The organism is Streptomyces sp. NPDC088725 (genome assembly GCF_044751305.1).
Classification (GTDB): domain Bacteria; phylum Actinomycetota; class Actinomycetes; order Streptomycetales; family Streptomycetaceae; genus Streptomyces.
Genome location: NZ_JBIVLO010000004.1, coordinates 489,487 through 510,379 on the forward strand (window position 1 = coordinate 489,487; position 20,893 = coordinate 510,379).

At 70.2% G+C, this 20,893-nt stretch carries 17 protein-coding genes and 1 CRISPR repeat array; of the genes, 7 read left to right on the top strand and 10 right to left on the bottom strand.

From position 1 onward, the window contains the following. Positions 1 to 120: 120 nt before the first annotated feature. A complete protein-coding gene (locus tag ACIP6N_RS12410; RefSeq protein ID WP_401815008.1) occupies positions 121 to 2,610 on the bottom strand; it encodes an MFS transporter in 2,490 nt (829 codons plus the stop codon). 13 nt (positions 2,611 to 2,623) lie between these two features. Next, a complete protein-coding gene (locus ACIP6N_RS12415) occupies positions 2,624 to 3,106 on the bottom strand; it encodes a MarR family winged helix-turn-helix transcriptional regulator (protein WP_401815009.1) in 483 nt (160 codons plus the stop codon). Between the two features lie 233 nt (positions 3,107 to 3,339). Between ACIP6N_RS12415 and ACIP6N_RS12420 the strand changes: the two genes are divergently transcribed. Then, complete coding sequence (locus ACIP6N_RS12420; protein WP_401815010.1) at positions 3,340 to 3,552, top strand: hypothetical protein; 213 nt, start codon at positions 3,340 to 3,342, stop codon at positions 3,550 to 3,552. A gap of 154 nt (positions 3,553 to 3,706) precedes the next feature. Here the strand turns inward: ACIP6N_RS12420 and ACIP6N_RS12425 are convergent, their stop codons facing one another. From ACIP6N_RS12425 to ACIP6N_RS12435, 3 genes are all read right to left on the bottom strand, one after another. Beyond that, positions 3,707 to 4,591, bottom strand: coding sequence for an RNA polymerase sigma factor SigF (locus tag ACIP6N_RS12425; protein ID WP_401815011.1), 885 nt, complete (start codon positions 4,589 to 4,591; stop codon positions 3,707 to 3,709). Between the two features lie 234 nt (positions 4,592 to 4,825). Continuing rightward, positions 4,826 to 5,659, bottom strand: coding sequence for an RNA polymerase sigma factor SigF (locus tag ACIP6N_RS12430; protein WP_401815012.1), 834 nt, complete (start codon positions 5,657 to 5,659; stop codon positions 4,826 to 4,828). Positions 5,660 to 5,846: 187 nt separating this feature from the next. Beyond that, entirely contained in the window at positions 5,847 to 6,140 is a 294-nt protein-coding gene (locus ACIP6N_RS12435) for a Dabb family protein (protein ID WP_401815013.1), read from the bottom strand. A 497-nt stretch (positions 6,141 to 6,637) separates the two neighbouring features. Here ACIP6N_RS12435 and ACIP6N_RS12440 point away from each other — a divergent pair, with 497 nt between their 5' ends. From ACIP6N_RS12440 to ACIP6N_RS12450, 3 genes are all read left to right on the top strand, one after another. After that, positions 6,638 to 7,867 carry a S8 family serine peptidase gene (locus tag ACIP6N_RS12440; protein ID WP_401815014.1) on the top strand — a complete coding sequence of 410 codons (1,230 nt, stop codon included), beginning with the start codon at positions 6,638 to 6,640 and terminating at the stop codon, positions 7,865 to 7,867. A gap of 127 nt (positions 7,868 to 7,994) precedes the next feature. After that, complete coding sequence (locus ACIP6N_RS12445) at positions 7,995 to 8,186, top strand: hypothetical protein (protein ID WP_401815016.1); 192 nt, start codon at positions 7,995 to 7,997, stop codon at positions 8,184 to 8,186. A 185-nt stretch (positions 8,187 to 8,371) separates the two neighbouring features. Continuing rightward, positions 8,372 to 8,977, top strand: coding sequence for a TetR-like C-terminal domain-containing protein (locus tag ACIP6N_RS12450; protein ID WP_401815018.1), 606 nt, complete (start codon positions 8,372 to 8,374; stop codon positions 8,975 to 8,977). Positions 8,978 to 9,032: 55 nt separating this feature from the next. Here the strand turns inward: ACIP6N_RS12450 and ACIP6N_RS12455 are convergent, their stop codons facing one another. After that, entirely contained in the window at positions 9,033 to 9,686 is a 654-nt protein-coding gene (locus tag ACIP6N_RS12455; protein ID WP_401815019.1) for a TetR/AcrR family transcriptional regulator, read from the bottom strand. A gap of 132 nt (positions 9,687 to 9,818) precedes the next feature. Between ACIP6N_RS12455 and ACIP6N_RS12460 the strand changes: the two genes are divergently transcribed. Then, entirely contained in the window at positions 9,819 to 11,042 is a 1,224-nt protein-coding gene (locus ACIP6N_RS12460) for a cytochrome P450 (protein ID WP_401815020.1), read from the top strand. 8 nt (positions 11,043 to 11,050) lie between these two features. After that, on the top strand, positions 11,051 to 11,248 hold the full coding sequence (locus ACIP6N_RS12465) for a ferredoxin (protein ID WP_401815021.1): 198 nt from the start codon (positions 11,051 to 11,053) through the stop codon (positions 11,246 to 11,248). 195 nt (positions 11,249 to 11,443) lie between these two features. On the opposite strand, the gene ACIP6N_RS12470 is transcribed toward ACIP6N_RS12465, so the two are convergent. The 4 genes from ACIP6N_RS12470 to ACIP6N_RS12485 form a co-directional block, all read right to left on the bottom strand. Beyond that, positions 11,444 to 11,872: a hypothetical protein gene (locus ACIP6N_RS12470; protein ID WP_401815022.1), complete on the bottom strand. Its 429-nt coding sequence runs from the start codon at positions 11,870 to 11,872 to the stop codon at positions 11,444 to 11,446. Further along, positions 11,856 to 12,362, bottom strand: a complete 507-nt coding sequence (locus ACIP6N_RS12475) for an RNA polymerase sigma factor (RefSeq protein ID WP_401815247.1) — start codon at positions 12,360 to 12,362, stop codon at positions 11,856 to 11,858. The genes ACIP6N_RS12470 and ACIP6N_RS12475 overlap by 17 nt, the downstream gene beginning before the upstream one ends. A 102-nt stretch (positions 12,363 to 12,464) precedes the next feature. Next, on the bottom strand, positions 12,465 to 13,103 hold the full coding sequence (locus ACIP6N_RS12480) for a class F sortase (protein ID WP_401815024.1): 639 nt from the start codon (positions 13,101 to 13,103) through the stop codon (positions 12,465 to 12,467). Next, the gene (locus ACIP6N_RS12485; RefSeq protein ID WP_401815025.1) at positions 13,100 to 13,543 is read right to left on the bottom strand and encodes a sortase-dependent protein; all 444 of its coding nucleotides are present in this window, start codon (positions 13,541 to 13,543) and stop codon (positions 13,100 to 13,102) included. Before ACIP6N_RS12485 ends, ACIP6N_RS12480 begins: the two co-directional genes overlap by 4 nt. 420 nt (positions 13,544 to 13,963) lie before the next feature. Then, positions 13,964 to 17,588: a CRISPR direct-repeat array (repeat unit 28 nt; unit sequence GGAACACCCCCGCAGGCGCGGGGCCGAC). 237 nt (positions 17,589 to 17,825) lie between these two features. On the opposite strand from ACIP6N_RS12485, the gene cas3 reads away from it, so the two are divergent. Continuing rightward, positions 17,826 to 20,807 (top strand): CRISPR-associated helicase Cas3', encoded by a 2,982-nt coding sequence (cas3, locus tag ACIP6N_RS12490; protein ID WP_401815248.1) that lies wholly within the window; start codon positions 17,826 to 17,828, stop codon positions 20,805 to 20,807. Positions 20,808 to 20,893: the final 86 nt, after the last annotated feature.

The following is a 20,893-nucleotide window of genomic DNA, read 5'->3' on the forward strand; positions in this document are numbered from 1 at the left end:
CGGGCCCCGGCGACGGGGTGGCGGGCCGTCCCCTGCCCACCACCCCGTCACCGGGGCCCATTCTCCGCACCGGGTCAACGCACCGTCCGCCATGGGCAACGCGCTGTCCGGGCGTCTTGACTACTCGCCCGGGTGGGCGAGTTCGATGTCGTGGCCGTCGACTCCGCGGCCTGCCACCGTCAACGCACCGGCGACCGGCGGGTATCCGGTCGCGATGACCGTGTACTCGCCCGCGGTCAGGTCGGCGAAGGCGTACGCCCCGTCGTCCCCGGTCGTCGCCGTGCCGACGACGTTGCCCGCCGCGTCGATGAGCGTGACGCGCGCGTCCGGCAGCGGGTGCCTGGCGGCGCCCGCCCGGATGACGCCCTGGACCAGGGCGCCGGACTGGAGGATGGCCTCGATACGGGTGACTCCCTGGCCGCCGATCTCCACCGGCAGGGCCAGCGGCCGGAAGCCGGCGGCGTTGACCGCGACGGTCACGGAGCCGGGGACCAGCTCGACGAAGGCGAACTCGCCCTGTACGGCGGACTTCCCGGTGGCCAGCACATCGCCGCGCACATCGGTCACGATGACCATGGCGCCCTCGATGGGCTGCCCGTCCTCGGCGGCGCGCACGGTCCCGGCGAGACCGCTCGTACCGGAGAGCAGGATGTCGTACGACAGTTCCTCGGTGCCGACGACCACGGTGGACGCCTGCGGCTGGAAGCCGTCGGCGGACGCGATCAGCACGTAGCTGCCGCTGCCGGGCGCGTCCAGCACGTAACCGCCGTCCTGCTGCGCGACGGAGCGCGCGAGCTGGGTGCCGCCCAGCGAGATGAGCGTGACGGCCGCCCGGGGGACCGGGACGCCTTCGGAGGCGTTCACGACACCCCGTATCGCGGTGCCGTGAATCTCGGTGGTCTGCGTCGCCGGGGCAGACGACGAGCCGGACGCGGAGGGGGCGGGCACCGCGGCGGGCAGCGGAGCCGACGCGCCGGCCTGGGCCGGGACCGCGCCCGCGGGCGCCTCGGCGCCCGGCTTGTCCTCGCCGAGGTTCCGCGTGCGCAGCGGGATCTCCTTGATGAACAGCGTGATCAGGAAGGCGACCAGCGCGGCCGGGGCCGAGTAGAGGAAGACGTCGCCCACGCCGTGGCCGTACGCCGCCTCCATGACCTCACGCAGCGGGGCGGGCAGGGTGGCCAGGTTCGGGATGGAGCCGTCACTGCCGCCGCCGCCGAGGCCGGCGGCCTGCGGGCCGAGGTCGGCCAGGCCGTCCTTCACGTAGTGCGTGACCCGGTTGCCGAGCACCGCGCCCAGCGCCGAGACGCCGACCGCACCACCCAGCGAGCGGAAGAACGTGACGACGGAGCTGGCGGAGCCGAGGTCCTTCGGGGAGACCTGGTTCTGCGTGCACAGGACGAGGTTCTGCATCATCATGCCGACGCCGAGGCCCATGGCGACCATGTAGAACGCCATCTGCCAGTACGGCGTGTCCACCCGGATCGTGCCCAGCAGCCCGAGGCCCGCCGTCACCAGGAAGCCACCGCTGACCAGCCAGACCTTCCAGCGGCCCGTCTTGGTGATGATCAGACCGGAGATGGTGGAGGAGAGGAACAGGCCACCGATCATCGGGATCGTCATGATGCCGGACATCGTCGGCGACTTGTCGCGTGCCAGCTGGAAGTACTGGCTGAAGAAGACCGTGCCGGCGAACATCGCGATACCGACGAAGAGCGAGGCCACCGAGGCCAGCGTGATCGTACGGTTGCGGAAGAGGCGCAGCGGGATGATCGGCTCGCTGGCCTTCGACTCGACGAGGACGAAGATCGCGCCGAGCACGATCGAGCCGCCGACCATGACGTACGACTGCCACGAGACCCAGTCGTACTTGGAGCCCGCGAACGTCACCCAGAGCAGCAGCAGCGAGACGGCGGCGCTGATGAAGAAGGCGCCGGACCAGTCGACCTTGACCTTGCGCTTGACGACCGGGAGCTTGAGGGTCTTCTGGAGCACGATCAGCGCGATGACGGCGAACGGGACGCCGACGTAGAAGCACCAGCGCCAGCCCAGCCACGAGGTGTCGGTGATGACACCGCCGAGCAGCGGTCCGCCGACGGTGGCGACGGCGAAGGTCGCGCCGAGGTAGCCGCTGTAACGGCCGCGCTCGCGCGGCGAGATCATCGCCGCCATGACGATCTGGGCGAGGGCGGAGAGACCGCCGACGCCGATGCCCTGGAAGACACGGCAGGCGATCAACATCTCGGAGTTCACCGAGAGGCCGGCCACGACCGAGCCCAGGACGTAGATGATCAGGGCTATCTGGACCAGCAGCTTCTTGCTGAAGAGGTCGGAGAGCTTGCCCCACAGCGGAGTGGTCGCCGTCATCGCGAGCAGCGAGGCGGTCACCACCCAGGTGTAAGAGCTCTGTCCGCCCCCGAGGTCCGAGACGATCTGGGGCAGGGCGTTGGTCACGATCGTCGAGGAGAGGATCGCGACGAACATGCCGAGCAGGAGCCCGGAGAGGGCTTCCATGATCTGGCGGTGTGTCATCGGCGCGCCGGCTTCGGAGGCGGGTTCGCCTCCGTGCTTGGCGTGGCCGCCCCGCACACCGGATGGTGTGGTCGTAGCCATTGAGTTCCTTGTCTTACGTCTGTGAATGCGCGGGTGTACGGGAGTGCGTACCTTCGTATTGCCAGTCGCGGCAGTCGCTGAAGTCGCTGCGCAGGCGGTCGAGCATCGCGCTGAGTTGTCCGACCTCGTCGTCGGACCAGTCTTCGAGCGTGCGGGCGAACATCTCGGTTGTCCGCACGGCCAGTTCGGCGAGCATGTCGTGTCCCTGGGGCGTGAGCCGCAGGATGCGCGAGCGCTTGTCGGCGGGGTCGGCGGACCGCTCCAGCCAACCGCGTTCCGCGGCGTGTGCGACGTGCCTGCTGGTGACCGACATGTCGACGGCGAGCAGTTCCGCGAGGCGGCTCATCCGCATCTCGCCGTGCTGTTGCAGCAGGCCGAGTACGACGGCGATACCGCTGGGGCACTCGGCGGGCATGATGCGCGCCAGTCCCCGTTTGACGGCGCCGAGAGCGGTGAGCTGCCGGGCCAGCTCCGCGTACTGGCTCTGTGCGGCCATGAACCCTCCGACATGTTGTTGCTTGGGGCAACCATAGAAGCCGTTGGTTGCTGCAGGCAAACTAAATCGGGGCAGTGAGAGTAAAGGAACCCAAAAGGCTTCACCTGGAACGGGTCAATGTCCGGCGGGGGAGGGCCGCGGGTGTCCGAAAACGCGATCAGGGGGCGTCCGGGGGCAATTGACAGCGGTCCCGGGGTTGGGCGGCGGCGGTGCGTTCGCTAGGGTCCTGGACCATGGCACACAACCCCCAAACTCCGCAGGGACCAGGTCCTCAGGGCAACCCCGACCCCGCGGGCAGCACTCAGATGTTCCGCGCGTTCGTCGACGAGGGCGAGCCGCAGCGACAGCCGGCCGCGCCGCAGAAGAGCGGATCGAAGGCCGGCGTGGTGATCGGCGTCGTCGCGGTCGTCGTGGTCCTGGTCGTGGTGGCCCTGCTGGCCTTCTGACGGCCTGCCGGCCTTCTGGTGGCCTGTTCGGGCCCACGGCGGCCTTTGTATGGCCCTCTGACGACCTGGCGGCTCCTTGACGGTCCGGCCGCCACCGGACCCCTACTCCGTCATACCGGAACCCCGCCCGCGAGTTGGGCGGGGTTTCCGTGCCTCAGTCGGAGATCAGCCCCTCGCGCAGCTGCGCGAGCGTGCGGGTCAGCAGCCGCGAGACGTGCATCTGTGAGATGCCGACTTCCTCGCCGATCTGTGACTGCGTCATGTTGGCGAAGAACCGCAGCATGATGATCTGCCGCTCGCGGGGCGGCAGTTTGGCCAGGAGCGGCTTCAGCGACTCGCGGTACTCGACGCCCTCCAGGGCCATGTCCTCGTAGCCGAGACGGTCCGCGAGGGAGCCCTCACCGCCGTCGTCCTCGGGCGAGGGTGAGTCCAGCGAGGACGCCGTGTACGCGTTGCCGACCGCGAGGCCGTCGACCACGTCCTCCTCGGACACACCGAGCACCACGGCGAGTTCGGGGACGGTCGGCGAGCGGTCGAGCTTCTGCGCCAGCTCGTCACTGGCCTTGGTGAGCGCGAGCCGCAGCTCCTGGAGGCGGCGGGGGACCCGGACCGACCACGAGGTGTCGCGGAAGAAGCGCTTGATCTCACCGACGACCGTGGGCATCGCGAACGTGGGGAATTCCACGCCCCGTTCGCAGTCGAAACGGTCGATCGCCTTGATCAGGCCGATCGTTCCGACCTGGACGATGTCCTCCATCGGCTCGTTACGGCTGCGGAATCGCGCCGCCGCGTAACGGACCAGTGGCAGATTGAGTTCGATGAGAGTGTCACGCACGTAGGTGCGCTCCGGGCTGTCCGTTTCGTCCGTGCCCAGTTCGGCGAGGCGAAGGAACAGAGAGCGGGACAGAGTGCGGGTGTCGATGGCTTCCGGCTGTGACACCCGCGGCTGAGCCACGTGCACCACGGTGTCGAGAGCATCGGGCGCGGGAGCGCTCTTTGTGAGCGTGAGCACCTTCGAGCTGCCCTGTTCTGCGGACATGCCACCCCCTTGAGGTCGCTGACGGACGCGGTGGCCGCTCCCGTCGGAGGAACGCAGCCTCCACCTGAATACCGGACGCGGGGCTGCGGCAAACGCGGTTCCAGCAGAATGTCACATGTCGGCAACACGCTGTAGTGACTTGTCGACAAGTGGCTGCCTGGCTCTGTGCCGGAAAGAGGGGGTATGGGGCTTTTGTTCCACCCGTGCCCTCGGAAGCGGGAGTGCCCGCGGGGATTACGCCTCGATCCGATTTGCTGATCGAAGGCGAGCAAAGCTTCTGGCGAGAAGCCTCGACACATGCATCTGGGAGACTCCCAGTTCCTGACTGATCTGAGATTGGGTCAGATTATTATAATAGCGGAGCATCAGGATCCGCTGTTCCCTTTCGGGTAGTTGTACGAGCAGATGCCGGACCAGGTCGCGGTGCTCCACCCCGGCCAGTGCCGGATCCTCGTACCCGAGCCGGTCGAGCAGCCCCGGCAGTCCGTCGCCCTCCTGGGCGGCCTCCAGTGACGTCGCGTGGTACGAGCGGCCCGCCTCGATGCAGGCGAGGACCTCGTCCTCGGAGATCTTCAGCCGCTCGGCGATCTCGGCGGTCGTGGGAGAGCGTCCGTGAGCCGTCGTCAGGTCCTCGGTCGCGCCGGTGACCTGGACCCACAGCTCGTGCAGCCGGCGCGGCACGTGGACGGTCCGTACGTTGTCCCGGAAGTACCGTTTGATCTCGCCGACGACCGTGGGCATCGCGAACGTCGGGAACTGCACCCCGCGGTCCGGGTCGAAGCGGTCGATGGCGTTGATCAGGCCGATCGTGCCGACCTGGACGACATCCTCCATCGGTTCGTTACGGCTGCGGAAGCGCGCCGCCGCGTACCGCACCAGCGGCAGATTCGCCTCGATGAGTGCCGCGCGCACCTTGCTGTGCTCCTCGGTGCCCGGCTCCGCGTCCTTCAGCCGGGCGAAGAGCACCTGCGTCAGCGCCCGGGTGTCCGCGCCCCGGGTCTGCGCCGTGGAGGGGCGTGGTTCGGTCTCGATCTGGGGCGGCACTTGAGGCGTAGAACTGGCCGGCACGGTCACGCCACCCCTTTGCTGTCCACTGCGGTCTACTGCGGTCAACTCATCCGTCAAAAGCGGTCATAGCATCACAAGACATGTGCACCGTGCGCAAGTACCAGATAATGCCGTGTTGACGGCAAGTTGGGGCAAAAAACCCAAAAGCCCCACATCGGAATGATGTGGGGCGGAGAGGGGGGAGGGGTCAGAACTCGTAGTCCGCGATCACCCAGGTGGCGAATTCACGCCACAGTGCGACGCCCGCCTGATGAGCGGGGTGGTCGAGATAGCGCTGAAGCGCGTCGCGGTCGGCCACCGCCGCGTTGATGGCGAAGTCGTAGGCGATCGGGCGCTCGCTGAAGTTCCAGGCGCACTCCCAGAACTCCACCTCGGGCACCTGCCCGCCCAACTCCTGGAACGCCTTCGCCCCGGCGGCCACGCGCGGCTCGTCGCGCGAGACGCCCTCGTTCAGCTTGAAGAGGACCAGGTGGCGGATCAAGGGGCGCTCCTTGGGGGCGGGGCTGTACGGGGGGCCGTGCCGAGCGGGGTGGCGCGGGGCCGGTCCGGATGGGGCTGGGGTGGGTCGGGCGGCTGGGCGGGGCCCGGTTACCGGACCAGATCGGACATGAACTGCCCGACGCCCTGGGCGGCACTCGATATGCCTTCGAACCCTACTCCGACAAGCTCCGCCGACCTCTGCGGGGAGGTGATGATCGTGTAGAGCACAAAGACGATCAACGCATAGAAAATGACCTTCCCGGCTTTCCCCATCCGCCACTGCCTCCCCTGCTGACGCTGTGCAGTCGCGTGAGTCTAACCGTATGAACGTGACCGTTCGATGGCTGATCCTGATCAGTGATCAGGCAATTGAGGATCAAGGTGTGTCATCCGGCCGAGGGCGCTCAAGGTAGGGGCGCCGGCCGGACGAAGGAAGAGTGTCCGCCGCCCGCGGACGCGTCCCGTCCGTGGGCGGCTCCCTCTTCCCTAGGAGTACGTATGCGCCTGCGCGCGCGCTGGGTATCGACCGCCCTGCTGCTGCTCGTCCCGCTGGCCGCCGGCGCCGTCAGCGCCGACGCCCAGGCCGTCCCCGGACGGCGTGCTCTGCCGGTCGCGCGGTCCGCCGACGCGGTTCCCGGGCAGTACATCGTCACGCTCAAGCCCGCGTACTCACCGGCCGCGGTGCTGCGGCAGCTCCGCCTCACCCCGCTGTTCACGTACGAGAGCGCCCTGCGCGGGTTCGCCGCCGTCCTCAGCCCGGCCCAGCTGCGGACCGTACGCACCCTGCCCGCGGTCCGGGCCGTCGAGGAGAACGCCAGGGTCGCGCTCGATCTGCCGCGCTTCGTACGGAGGGCCGCGAAGGCCCCGGAAGCGGAACGGGCGCGGTCCACGCGGAGCGCGGTCGTGGCCGAGAGCTGGGGTCTCGACCGGATCGATCAGCGCTACCTTCCGCTCGACAACCAGTTCAACGTGAACGGCACGGGCCGGGGTGTCACCGCGTACATCGTCGACACCGGAATCGAGACCGCGCACAGCGAGTTCGGCGGCCGCGCCACCGTCGGGTACGACGCCGTGGGCGACGGGCACGACGGGCAGGACTGCAACTTCCACGGCACGCACGTGGCGGGCACCACCGGCGGCGCGACCCACGGCGTGGCCCGCTCCGTCTCGCTGGTCTCCGTCCGCGTGCTCAACTGCGAGGCCAAGGGCAGCCTGGCAGGGATCATCGCCGGCTTCGACTGGGTCGCCGGGCACGCCAGGCGGCCCGCAGTCCTGAACGCGTCCGTCGGAGGACCCGTGTCACAGGCGCTCGACACCGCCGCCGACGCCGTCGCGGAAAGCGGCGTCCTGCCCGTCGTCGCGGCCGGCAACGACTCGAAGGACGCCTGTGACATCTCCCCCGCCCGCGCCGAGAGCGTGGTCACCGTAGGCGCGACCGATACCGAGGATCACGAGGCCCACTTCAGTAACTTCGGCCGTTGCCTGACGACGTACGCGCCCGGCGTCGCCATCGTCTCGGCGAAGCTCGGCGGAGGCTTCAGCACGCTCAACGGCACCTCCATGGCCAGCCCCCACGTCGCCGGAGTCGCCGCCCTCTATAAGGAGGAGCACCCGGAAGCCACTCCGGACGAGGTCGCCGGCTGGCTCGCCGCACACTCCACGAAGGGAGTCGTGGCCCCGATCGGCGCGGGCTCACCCGACCGCCTGCTCTACACCGACGGGCTGTGAGCCCCGGACCGGCCGCCAATCGGGTGATGAACGCGAGCACCGGGTGTGTGAGGCGATGCCGTGAGCGGTTATCGGTCGTTGGAGGACCGAAGCAACACCAGACATCTCACAACAAAAGGAACTGATGATGCGCGCACTTCGAATCGCCTCCGCCGCTCTCGGCCTGGCCGCCGCCTCCGTTCTGCTCGGCGTCGGCTCGGCGAGCGCCACGGCCCTGGCCGGTCACGAGGGCCCTGAGGGTCACGGAGTCGGCCAGGCCACCCACGCCGAGGTCGGCGACATCTCCTACGGTTCGTTTTCTTTCGCCGCGGTCAACTGACCGGCCGCGGAACTGAACCCGGTGGGTGCCTGCGAGCTGATCGCCGGCGCCCACCGTCGTCCGCCCGTCCGCGTCAGTGGGGGCGCGGACCGAAGCGCCGACCCGCGGTCGCCGTGCTGCCTGCGCGAGCAGCGCGGGAAGATTGACGAGACGTGACCGTTCCGTCTCGTGGTATGTTCTGAAGTATGCCCACATCATCAGAGCGCCGCGCGTCCGGCGGCCCGGTTCTCCAGGATGCCGTCACCGACGCGATCATGACCGCGATGTTCGAGGAGCTGGCCGCCGTCGGGTACGGAAAGCTGTCGGTCGAAGCCGTGGCCAAGCGCGCGGGCGCGGGCAAGGCGGCGATTTACCGCCGCTGGCCGTCCAAGCAGGCCATGGTCATCGAGCTGGTCACGCAGGTCGCGATCCGGACGGCCGACGATCCGGACACCGGCAGCCTCCGCGGTGATCTGCGCGCGTTTCTCGCGGCGGCCGAGGCGGGGCTGAGGCACCCTCTCGCGTCCAGGATCATCCCTGACCTGTTCGCCGAATCCGGCCGTACGCCGGAACTCGCCGAAGCGATGCGCCCCAGAATCAGCCAAGTCCGCCGCGAACAGGCCGGAGCCCTGCTCCAGCGGGCCGTCGAACGCGGCGAACTGTCGGCCGACCTGAACGTCCCGCTGGCCCTGGACTTCCTCGTGGGTCCCCTCTACTGGCGGCTGACCGTGCTCGCGGCCCCGACCGACCCGGACTACCTCGACCAGCTCACCGACATGCTGCTGACGGCGTTCGGGGCCGGGGCCGCCTGAGCCGAGGCGTCCCGGATCCGGTTTTCGTGAGCCAGGGTCTCCGGGGCCCGCACGCTCAGTTCCCTGGCGACGGAGGGGAGTTGAAGCTGTCGACGCCAAGGGCCTGGCCGGGCAGCGGTGAGTCCGACCGGGACCGCAGGCCGTCCAGCATCAAGGCCATCGCGCGCTCCGAGACCATCCACGCGGGGGCGTCCGGCGTGGTGGGCATCGGCCGGAGCAGCAGTGTGAGCAATGCGGCCACGTCGCCGGCGCCGACATCCTGGCGCAGTGTTCCCTCCTCCTGCGCGGCCCGCACCACACCGTCGAGAGTGGCGAGCAGTTCACGCCGGAATTGAACGGCCTCCGGGTCGTCCTTGATGATCGACCAGGCCACCGGCGACAGGATGGCGAGCTGCACGCTCAGCTGCAGTTCGCGCGAGGTGCGGAGCAGCCGTACGAGGGCGTCCCAGGCGCTCGGCTCCTCCGCGGCGGCTGCCTGGGCCTCCGTCAGGACATGGGCGAAGCTGTCGTGCGCGACCGCCCGGATCAGCGCCTCCCGGTCGGGAAAACGCCGGTAGAGCGTGCCGGTTCCGACGCCCGCCTGCCGGGCGATCTCCTCCATCGGCACGTCCGGGCCCTGATCCCCGAAGACCTTCTTGGCGGCCGCGAGGATCTGGCCGCGGTTGCGGAGCGCGTCGGCCCGCAGTCTTCTCTCCCGGTCCGCCGTCATGTCCTCACCTCTCCGTCAACGAATGGCCGATTCTCTCACCCACCATGTGGACGAAAAACCTCCACTTGGCTACGGTGAAATGCGTATCCAGCGGGTGCACTTTGCGCCTTCTGTCCTGACTGGGGTGATCTGATGAGCGACCAATCGGCGCTGGTGCTTCCGGCTCTGCGCACCTGTCCCTACGCGCCACCGGCGGAATACCAGGAGTTGCGCGAGCAAGCGCCCATCTCCCGGGTGACCCTGCCCACCGGCCGTACCGCGTGGGCCCTGACCCGGCACGAAGACATCCGGGCGATGCTGACCGATCCCCGGTTCAGCTCGGACCGCACCGACCCCCGCTACCCCGTCATGGTCGAGGGGCAGCAGAAGGTGGCGGCCGACTTCCGGCCGTCGCTGATCTCGATGGACGCGCCCGAACACGGGCCGGCCCGTCGCGCGGTGGTCGGGGAGTTCACCGTCAGGCGGATGAACGAGCTCAAGCCGCGCATCCAGGAGATCGTGGACGAGCACATCGACGCCATGCTGGCCGGCCCCCAACCGGTCGACCTGGTACAGGCGTTGTCCCTGCCGGTGCCTTCCCTGGTCATCTGCGAACTGCTCGGTGTGCCGTACGCCGACCACGACTTCTTCCAGTCCCGTTCCACGGAGCTGCTGCGCCGTACCAACTCGACCGAACAGCGGGTGCGGGCGCGTGACGATCTGCGTTCCTACCTCGACAAGTTGATCACGGAAAAGGAGCGGGAGCCCGGCGACGACCTGCTCAGCAGGCAGATCCTGAAGCAGCGCGAAAGCGGCGAGGCTCAGCACGAGACCGCCGAGGCCCGGCACGAGGACCTGGTCGGCCTCGCGTTCCTGCTGCTCATAGCCGGCCACGAGACCACCGCGAACATGATCTCGCTCGGCACGCTGGCGCTGCTTGAGCACCCCGAAGACGCGGCCGCGCTCCGCGAGGACCCGAGCAAGACCCTCGGTGCCGTGGAGGAGTTGCTGCGCTACTACACCATCGTCGAGTTCGCGACGTCCCGTCTGGCCACGGCCGACGTGGAACTCGGCGGAGTGCTCATCCGTGAGGGAGAAGGGGTGGTGACCCTCGCCGTCTCGGGCAACCACGACCCGGACGTCTTCGACCGGCCGGAAGAACTGAACATCGAGCGGGGTGCCCGCAATCACGTGGCTTTCGGCTTCGGCGCGCACCAGTGCCTCGGCCAGAATCTGGCCAGGCTGGAGCTGCAGATCGTCTTCGACACCCTGCTCCGACGGATTCCCGGACTGAAGTCCGGCGTGCCGACCGACGAGCTGCCGTTCAAGGACGACAGCAACATCTACGGTCTGTACGAGTTCCCCGTCACTTGGTAGGAGGCACGATGCGTATCGTCGCGGACACCACGCGCTGCGTGGGCGCGGGACAGTGTGTGCTCACCGCACCGGACCTGTTCGACCAGAGCGAGGCCGACGGTACGGTCCTCGTCCTGGTCGAGCGTCCCGACAAGGACGGACTGGAGCAGGCCAGGTACGCGGCCCACATCTGCCCGAGCCAGGCCCTGTCCGTCGAGGACGACTGACCGGATCCTGACCGGAGCGCACGGCACGGCCCGAGCTGTCACCACCGGCTCGGGCCGCGCCGTGCGCGCCCGGCTTCATGGCGCGGACGCGGCCGGGACCGCCTCGGAAGTCATGAGGGCACCGTGTGCCGAGTCGGTGGTGTTCCGCATCGCGGTGCCTCCTCGTCACCAACACCGGCGGCCACGACCGCGATCTCACGGCGAGTTGACGTCTGAGCCGCCGCCGCGCGAGGGGTCCCTGGGCGACGAAGTCGCACGGGTCGGTGCCGGCGGCGCCGAGTCGGCGTGGTGGTCCTGCCGGGGTGCCGCGGACGGTGCCGGTGTGGGAGGCGTGGTCGGTCGTCGCGACGGAGGAGGGTCGGTCGGAGGGACGGAGGCCGCCGGTACTACCGCCGGGCCCTGCGCCGGGGGTGACAGCAGGCGCAGCGGCAGGGCGACGATCGCCGCCACAGCAAGGGACGCCCCCACCTGCGCGGCCGCGCGCAACACCTTCCGCCGGGCCGCCGCACGGCGGACCTCCCGGAAGCGGCCGGGCGGCGGCCCGAGGAGTGCCGTGCCGGGCTGCAGAAGCAGGATCAGCTCCGGATCGCGTTCCTCGTTCGGGTCCTCAATGGGCGTGATCAAAACCCCTCCTGAGTCCGGCTCGCAGCAGTCCCCTCGCCGCGTGCAGGTCTGCCTTCACGGTTCCTTCCTTCCGGCCGGTCACAGCAGCCACCTCCCGGACCGTCATGTCGGCGTAGTAGTAGAGCAGGATGGGCACCCGCAGCCGCTCGGGCAGCGACTGCACGAGCATCCGTACCGAGGAATCGGTCTGCCCGTCGCGTCCTTCGCCCTGCCCGCCGACCAGCACCTCCGTGCCGGCACGCCGCATGGCCCTCCGTTCGCGCTCCAGCTTCCGCCAGTGGTCGCGGACGATGTTGGCGCTGGTGACGTAGAGGAAGCCGCGCGGTTCGTCCACGCTCGTCCAGCGCGCCCACAGCCGGGTGAAGGCCTCCGAGGCGATCTCGTGGGCCGTCCCGTCGTCGTCGACCAGCCGTCGGCACCAGCCGGCGAGGGAGGGATACAGGGCGGCGAACAGCTCGGACGCCGCTTCATCCCGGGAGGACCGTTTCAACACGTGCCACATTTCATTGTTCATCACACCCGGGGTGCGCGCCCGAGCACATCACTGTGCGGGCCGGGCCGCAGGCACGGTGCCCGTGGCCCGGCCCCGTGCCTACCGCCGGTCGCGGCCCGCCGATGTCAGGGAGGCGTACACCACGACGTTGTCCTGGTATCCGCTCCCGTCGGCGGTGCGAGGTCCGCCGCAGGTGATCAGACGCAGCTCGGGGCGGTCCACGTCGCCGTAGACCTCCTTGGTCGGGAAGCGCGCCTTGGACACGTTCCGCACCCGGAACACCGTGAACTCCGCCGACACGCCGTCCTTGAGCCCCGCCACGACCCGGTCGCCCGGCCGCAGTTGTGCGAGGTGGCGGAAGACTCCGTCGCCGTACTGGCCCACCGTGACGTGGGCCAGGAGTACCGACGGGCCGAGCCGGCCCGGCGTAGGGGACTGCCTGTACCAGCCGGCAGGCGAGTCGCGCGCCACCGGAGGGACCTCCACCGTGCCGTCCGGGGCCAACCCCAGCTCCATGACCGGCGTGTCGACCCCGATGGCCGGGATCCGCAGCCGTACCGGGACTGAGCGGGCGAGCGGGGCGGGAGATGACGGGTGCGTGCGGGCCGCAGCCGGCGGCGCGGAGGCGACGTGCGGAGCGGCGACGGGACCGCCACCGGAGCGGTCGGCACACCCGCCCGCCCAGGGAAGCGCGGCCAGGGCCGCCAGCACCACGGCCCGCCTCGCACCCGGCGTCATGCGGCGGTGGTGCGCCTGCGCCGCGTCACCGTGAACGCGCCGCCGGCCAGGGCCAGCAGGCTGCCCGCAGCGACCCCGGCGACTACCGTGCTGTCCGGCCCACCGGCTGCGGCCGGGGACAGCACCCCGGTGTTGGGCGCACCGGAGGGCACTGCGCGGACCTGACCGGGATCGGACTCGGGGGCAGGCGCGTCGTCCTGCGTGGAGGAGGCCTTCACGTCGTCCTGAGTCGAGGACGCCTTCACGTCGTCCTGCGTGGAGGACGCCTTCACGTCGTCCTGAGTCGAGGACGCCTTCACGTCGTCCTGCGCGCCGGCGGCGGGGGCCGGGCTGTCCGCCCGGGTGGGCTGCGCGCTCGGCCCGTCGGCGAGCGCGGGCGCCGTACCGGCCAGCACAGCTGTGCACGCGACGGCCGCGGCGGCGAGAAGAATCCTGCGCATCGGAAACCACTTTTCTTCGTCGACCCGCCGCTCCCCGGCGGGGTGCGGGCGGGATCTGGTCAACTGATCGTGCGAAGAGACGACGCAACACACGAGCAGGTTGTAAAGAGAAGGCAAAGTCGCGGCGGGTGGACGTTCCTCGCGATCGGTCACCATGCAACTGGCTGCCCTGAGTCGGGTGACTTGCCAGTGAGGCACCCTCCGGCAGCCGATGACTCCGGCGATCACCGCCGCGTCACCGCCGCGCGCGCCTTGTCCGCGCGATGACGAACGGCGGAAGATCTATCTGGCGGACCAACGTTCGCAGGGTGGAACGTCCTCGCGGGAATGCAGGGAACCACGGAACGAGTCCGACTACGTGGTGGGCGATTTCTATACAGGTTTCGCTGAGACGGCGTACGGCGCAGCCCTCTGACGGCCGGAACACCCCCGCAGGCGCGGGGCCGACGCGGCACGGCGCACGCCCGACAGCGGGTTGCGGGGAACACCCCCGCAGGCGCGGGGCCGACCCGGTCCACCACCGGGCGTTGAGGTAGGTGCGGGGAACGCCCCCGCAGGCGCGGGGCCGACAGTCAGATAGACGAGCACTTGGGGCAGAGGGTCGGAACACCCCCGCAGGCGCGGGGCCGACGTACATCCTCGTGCTCCGCAAAGCCGGCCAGCCGGAACACCCCCGCAGGCGCGGGGCCGACATCGGGCCCGTCCTGGGCTACCGGGGCCAGCGCGGAACACCTCCGCAGGCGCGGGGCCGACTGGCCGGTCGAGCCCTTCGCGGGCGGAAGCCGGGGAACACCCCCGCAGGCGCGGGGCCGACCACCTGAACGGTGTCTGAACTCCACCATGGGCCGGAACACCCCCGCAGGCGCGGGGCCGACCAGCGCTCGAACCGCGCCTTGCCGTCCTGGGCCGGAACACCCCCGCAGGCGCGGGGCCGACCAGCGCTCGAACCGCGCCTTGCCGTCCTGGGCCGGAACACCCCCGCAGGCGCGGGGCCGACGCACCTCGGACTCTCCGACCCGGGGAGGTCGTAGGAACACCCCCGCAGGCGCGGGGCCGACCCCAGACCGGGGCACTGGCGGCCGCGGCCGCGAGGAACACCCCCGCAGGCGCGGGGCCGACCGAGAGCTTCACCAACTCCCGCCGTGGTGGCGGGGAACACCCCCGCAGGCGCGGGGCCGACTCATCAACGTCGGCTACACCGGCACCGACCCGCGGAACACCCCCGCAGGCGCGGGGCCGACGCGGTGTAGGAGGGGAACTCGACCACCGTTTGAGGAACACCCCCGCAGGCGCGGGGCCGACGAACTCACCGTCCGGGGCGAGCAGCACGCCGTCGGAACACCCCCGCAGGCGCGGGGCCGACCATCATGAAGTCACGCAAGGAACTCGCGGAGAGGGAACACCCCCGCAGGCGCGGGGCCGACCATCATGAAGTCACGCAAGGAACTCGCGGAGAGGGAACACCCCCGCAGGCGCGGGGCCGACGCGAGCATCATCGCCACGGCGCCCTCGGTCGACGGAACACCCCCGCAGGTGCGGGGCCGACCGCTACGCGGACCTCAACCGCCGCGTTCGCGAGGGAACACCCCCGCAGGCGCGGGGCCGACGCGGCGAGCTCGGCGCCCGCGGATTCCCACGGGGGAACACCCCCGCAGGCGCGGGGCCGACGGTGGCGTTCTTGGCTTCGATGACCAGGTACCGGGAACACCCCCGCAGGCGCGGGGCCGACATGCCGAACTGGTCCATCATGTCGCCGAGGTACGGAACACCCCCGCAGGCGCGGGGCCGACATGCGGCACCAGCCGGTGAAGTCGGTCCAGGCGGGAACACCCCCGCAGGCGCGGGGCCGACGACCAATCCGGCCTCCGCCTGGCGGGCCCGCTCGGAACACCCCCGCAGGCGCGGGGCCGACGCGACCGGGTCGGTGAACCTGCCGGGTCTCGGGGGAACACCCCCGCAGGCGCGGGGCCGACCCGACGGAACGCGGGCGCGGGTCGAGCTGTCCCGGAACACCCCCGCAGGCGCGGGGCCGACGGTTTGCCTCCCCGGTCGAGGACCGGCTCTCCGGGAACACCCCCGCAGGCGCGGGGCCGACCGCGGTCCGCAGCATCGCGTCCAGGCGCAGTAGGGAACACCCCCGCAGGCGCGGGGCCGACCCAGCGCGATGCTCGAGGGTGTAGCCCTGCAAGGGAACACCCCCGCAGGCGCGGGGCCGACTCCGGGATGACGCTCTGTGTGAGCGCGTAGGAGGGAACACCCCCGCAGGCGAGGGGCCGACCGCGCTGTCGAGGTCGCTGTCGGCCTGCTCAGCGGAACACCCCCGCAGGCGCGGGGCCGACGGACGGCTTGGAGGTCGCTGATTGCCCGCGCGGGGAACACCCCCGCAGGCGCGGGGCCGACGCCAGGGTGGTGTCACTCATCGTCGTCCTCGGAGGAACACCCCCGCAGGCGCGGGGCCGACTCAGCCGGTGGGTGGACGCGCTGCCAGATCGGAGGAACACCCCCGCAGGCGCGGGGCCGACGGCAAACGCGCGGTCGGCGCGCTGGTCTACGACGGAACACCCCCGCAGGCGCGGGGCCGACTCGGGGACGCGCCGGTTGGCCGGGCGGCGGGAGGGAACACCCCCGCAGGCGCGGGGCCGACGCCGGCAGCTGACTCCACAAACTTGGTCATCATGGAACACCCCCGCAGGCGCGGGGCCGACCCTTCGGGTTGGCGGGCGAACGGGCCGGCGGTGGGAACACCCCCGCAGGCGCGGGGCCGACTCCTGACCAAACGGACCGTCCGGCTGCTCCCAAGGAACACCCCCGCAGGCGCGGGGCCGACGTCAATCAGGACGGGAAAGGTTCCTCGGAGCCCGGAACACCCCCGCAGGCGCGGGGCCGACGTCTTCCTCTTCCTCGGCCTGACGCTCCCCGTGGGAACACCCCCGCAGGCGCGGGGCCGACCAGCGATACCCGGCGTCCAGGTCGAGGGTGGGCGGAACACCCCCGCAGGCGCGGGGCCGACGACGCCGTCGAGTACGCAGCCCAGAGATATGCAGGAACACCCCCGCAGGCGCGGGGCCGACCGGCCGACGATGCCGCAGAGCTGGCCGAACGGAGGAACACCCCCGCAGGCGCGGGGCCGACGGGCGTACGGGCGTGGGGCGAGGTCGGCATGGAGGAACACCCCCGCAGGCGCGGGGCCGACCGCATCTCGCGAGAGCTCACCGTGTACAGACCCGGAACACCCCCGCAGGCGCGGGGCCGACCGCATCTCGCGAGAGCTCACCGTGTACAGACCCGGAACACCCCCGCAGGCGCGGGGCCGACCTCCAGGCCATCGCCAACGAAGCCGAGGGCCGGGGAACACCCCCGCAGGCGCGGGGCCGACCGGTCACCGGCGATCCCTCCCCGAGGTCCGGCGGGAACACCCCCGCAGGCGCGGGGCCGACTCGAGGCGCTTGGCGAGGGCGTCGGTGACACGCGGAACACCCCCGCAGGCGCGGGGCCGACCAGGAGTGCCTGCGAGCGTCCGGCGCTGTGGTAGGAACACCCCCGCAGGCGCGGGGCCGACGCCCTGTCCCGGGTACGGCACTCCAACGCCTGGGGAACACCCCCGCAGGCGGGGCCGACGCTATTGGCTCCAGTTGAAGGTCACCCGCAGTAGGAACACCCCCGCAGGCGCGGGGCCGACCCCCCGGCCGGACTCCGGCCGGGGGCGGCGGTGGGAACACCCCCGCAGGCGCGGGGCCGACGTCTTGGGCAAGTGCAGACAAACGGGGGAGAAGGGAACACCCCCGCAGGCGCGGGGCCGACCCAGGACCTGTCGGCGGCGAACACGTCGCCACGGGAACACCCCCGCAGGCGCGGGGCCGACGCGAGGGAAGATCCGGATGGCCCAGGTGCGGAGGGAACACCCCCGCAGGCGCGGGGCCGACGCGGTGAAAATCGCGCTGGGTATCGCGGCCGTCGGAACACCCCCGCAGGCGCGGGGCCGACCGGCCGGAGCTGCCAGAACCCGCGCACGAGCCCGGAACACCCCCGCAGGCGCGGGGCCGACACTTGCTGACCTGTGCCTTTATCCGCCGAGAGCCTTGATTTCATTCAGTGGGATCAGCCCGAGGCGATGAAAGACGTTCCGTCGACAGGCGGCACAAAAGAACAATTGCGGTCGATCCCCCACTCCTTGTCGCTGCCGACCTTAGGCTGCGCAGTCACCTTACTGAACTGACTGGAGCGGGTGGGCGTGTTCGGAAGCGGTGTGGAGTCGGGCAGCGGTTGCGATGATCTCCTTGGGGTGCTGTGGGGGAAGTCCGAGGAGAAGGCCGGCGGCACGATGAATCTGCTGTTGTCGCATCTTCTGGACACTGCGGCGGTCGCGGAACGTATGTGGGACGGCTTCCTGGCACCGTCCACCAAGCAAATGTTGGATGAGATCGCAGGAGGTACGGGGAAGGGGCGTCGGCTCTTCTCCTGGCTGTGTGGGGTGCATGACTGTGGGAAAGCGACGCCGGCATTTCAGCGGCTGTGGGTGAAGGGTGCCGAAGCGGTGAGAGCGGCCGGGCTCGGCTGGTCTGAGGCTGCGATCGCTCGGTGCAGGTGGAGGCATGACCGGGCGGGCGGGTATCTGCTGCGAAAGCTGCTGCCGAAGGAAGGCTGGCACGAGGAACAGGTCTCCTGGGTATGGCCGTTGGTGGCAGGGCACCATGGTGCGTTCCCCGATCGCGCGACGACCCGGCCCGCTCGCAAGGCGCGGGGGCAGTTGGCCGGTGGTGGTCGCTGGCCCGAAGCGCAGCAGGCATTGGTACGGCGTTTCACCAAGGAGCTGGGTTTTGGTGACCTGGCCGATGTGGAACCGTGCCGGGCTCCCTCGCGAGCGGCGCAACTGCACCTGAGTGGGCTCATCGTGATGGCGGACTGGATCGCCAGCGACGAGACACACTTCAAGGGTGTCGATGTCTTGGCGGAGGTGACCCTCGACAACGCCCGTGCGCGCGCCGGATTGGCGTGGGAAGCACTTCGTCTGCGCGGTGGTTGGGGTCGTCTGGCCGAGCCGGGGCCGGAGGCGTTCGGTGACAGGTTCGGGCAGGGGCCTCGTCCGTCGCAGCGGATGGTCATGGAGGCGGCGCGGAGGATGGAGGCGGCGGGGCTGCTGGTGGTGGAGGCGCCGATGGGGGAGGGCAAGACGAAGGCCGCGCTGCTGGCCGCCGAGATCCTGGCGGCGAAGTTCGGGGCGGACGGCGTGTTCGTGGGGATGCCGACGCAGTCCACGAGCGACCCGATGTTCAGCCAGGTCAGGACGTGGGTCGGCGCAGTGGACGAGGACTTGGCCTCTCAGGTCGCCCTGCTTCACGGCAAGCGGATGTTCAACAAGGAGTGGCGGGAGCTGACGGAGCCGGGCGGCACCTCGGCCCCCGAGGACCGGTTCGGAGCGATCGACGAGTGCGGCGAGTGCGAGGGCGACGACCTGTACTACGGGGACAGCACGCTGTACGGAGATCCATACGGGACCAGCGATCCGTATGGCAATGGCGATCCGTACGGCGACCGCCCAGCCGCCCGGGGAGGAGCGTTGCCCCAGCCGTCGTCCCGTGGGCCCGCCGAGTGGTTCCTGGGCGCGAAACGGGGGCTGCTGTGTCCGTTCGTGGTCGGGACCATCGACCAGTTGCTCTTCGCCGCGACCCGGACCAGGCACGTGATGCTCCGCATGGCGGGCCTGGCCGGCAAGGTCGTGGTGCTCGATGAGATCCATGCCGCGGATGTCTACATGTCCCAGTTCCTCAAAGAGGGGCTGCGCTGGCTGGGGCAGGCCGGCGTCCCGGTGGTTCTGTTGTCCGCGACGCTTCCGCCGCGCCAGCGAAGCGAGTTGATCGACGCATATCTCGCCGGTGCCGTGTCCCGCGAGGAGTTCACGGCCAAAGGCATGCCCGATCCGCAGGGCTATCCGTCGGTCAGCGCCGCGTGGATGGCTCCTGACGGGTCTGGTCCACACTTCGCTGTCGAGGAGTGCGCCAGTTGGCGTGATGATCTCTCCGTCGCGGTCGAGTTGATGCCGGAGGCGATTCCCGGACCGCGAACGCCGTACGAAGAGCGGGAAGCGCTCAAGGCCGAGGCCAACGCCTCGGTTGCCGCGTATCTCGGGCGCGAGCTTGCCGACGGCGGGTGCGCGCTGGTCATCCGGAACACCGTGGACCGTGCGCAGTCTCTGTATACGGAACTCCGTAAAAGCTTCGGTGACGATGTTCTTCTGCTCCACGGGCGGATCGCTGTCGGCCCGCGAGCCGACCGTACGGAGAAGTGCCTGCGTCTGCTGGGCGCGCAGGAGAAGGGACAGCCACGGAGCAGGCCGGCGCGGTTGATCGTGGTCGCCACTCAAATCGCGGAGCAGTCATTCGACGTCGACGCGGATCTCCTCATCACCGACCTCGCCCCGATCGACCTGGTGCTTCAGCGGATCGGCCGTCTACACCGGCACAAGGAGACCCGACGCCGCGCTCGGCTGGCCGAACCTCGCGTGGTGATCACCGGTTTCGCCGACGCGGACGGCACGTGCGGGACCGCGGGCTTTGAAGACGGTACGAAGGCGTTGGAGAGTCCCGCGCCGCGATTTCTCGGCGGGTCCGAGTTCATCTACGGGCGACACCTGCTCCTCAGGGCGGCCGCGCAGTTGTTCACAGCTGTGGACGGCTGGCGCATTCCGGGGCAGGTTCCCGAACTGGTCGCGGCGGGCTACGGGGAGGGCGAGGACGGGATGCCGCAGGCATGGCGCGAGGACGCGGAGGCGGCCCGGCTGCGGTGGGAAGGTGAGCAGCGTCGGCGGGCCGACAACGCGGCCGGCTGTCTCCTTACCCGGCGGGGCGACAGAGAGGGGTCGACTCTGTCCGGACTGCACTACTCCTCGGTTCCGGGCGCGGGCCGTGACACGGACCTGGACGCGGTGGTCCGAGACGGCGAGGCCAGTACGGAGGTCATCGTCGTGATTCAGGCCGGTGAGACGTACCGGACGCTCTCAGGCCGTGCTCTGACGGTGAACGGAGATGTGCCGGACGAGTTGCTGGAGGAGGTCCTCGGCGGGACGGTGCGGCTTCCTCCGCGCTACACGCCGGCAGCGGCCGAGCTTGCTCCGCTGCCCGGATGGCTCGGTCACCCGCGGCTCGGATACAGCCCGGCGCTCGTTCTCGACTCCCGACGCGGGACGGTCCTCGCCGACCGGGTGGTGCGTTACGACGGGCACTTGGGCCTGGTGGAGGAGAGGGCTTCCGCTGTGCCCGCCGGGTAAGGGTGACGACTTCCTCCCGGCTGCGGGTCGATACAGCATGGCGAACCTCTGGCCAATGATTCCGGCTTATCTCCTTTTTCCTCTCA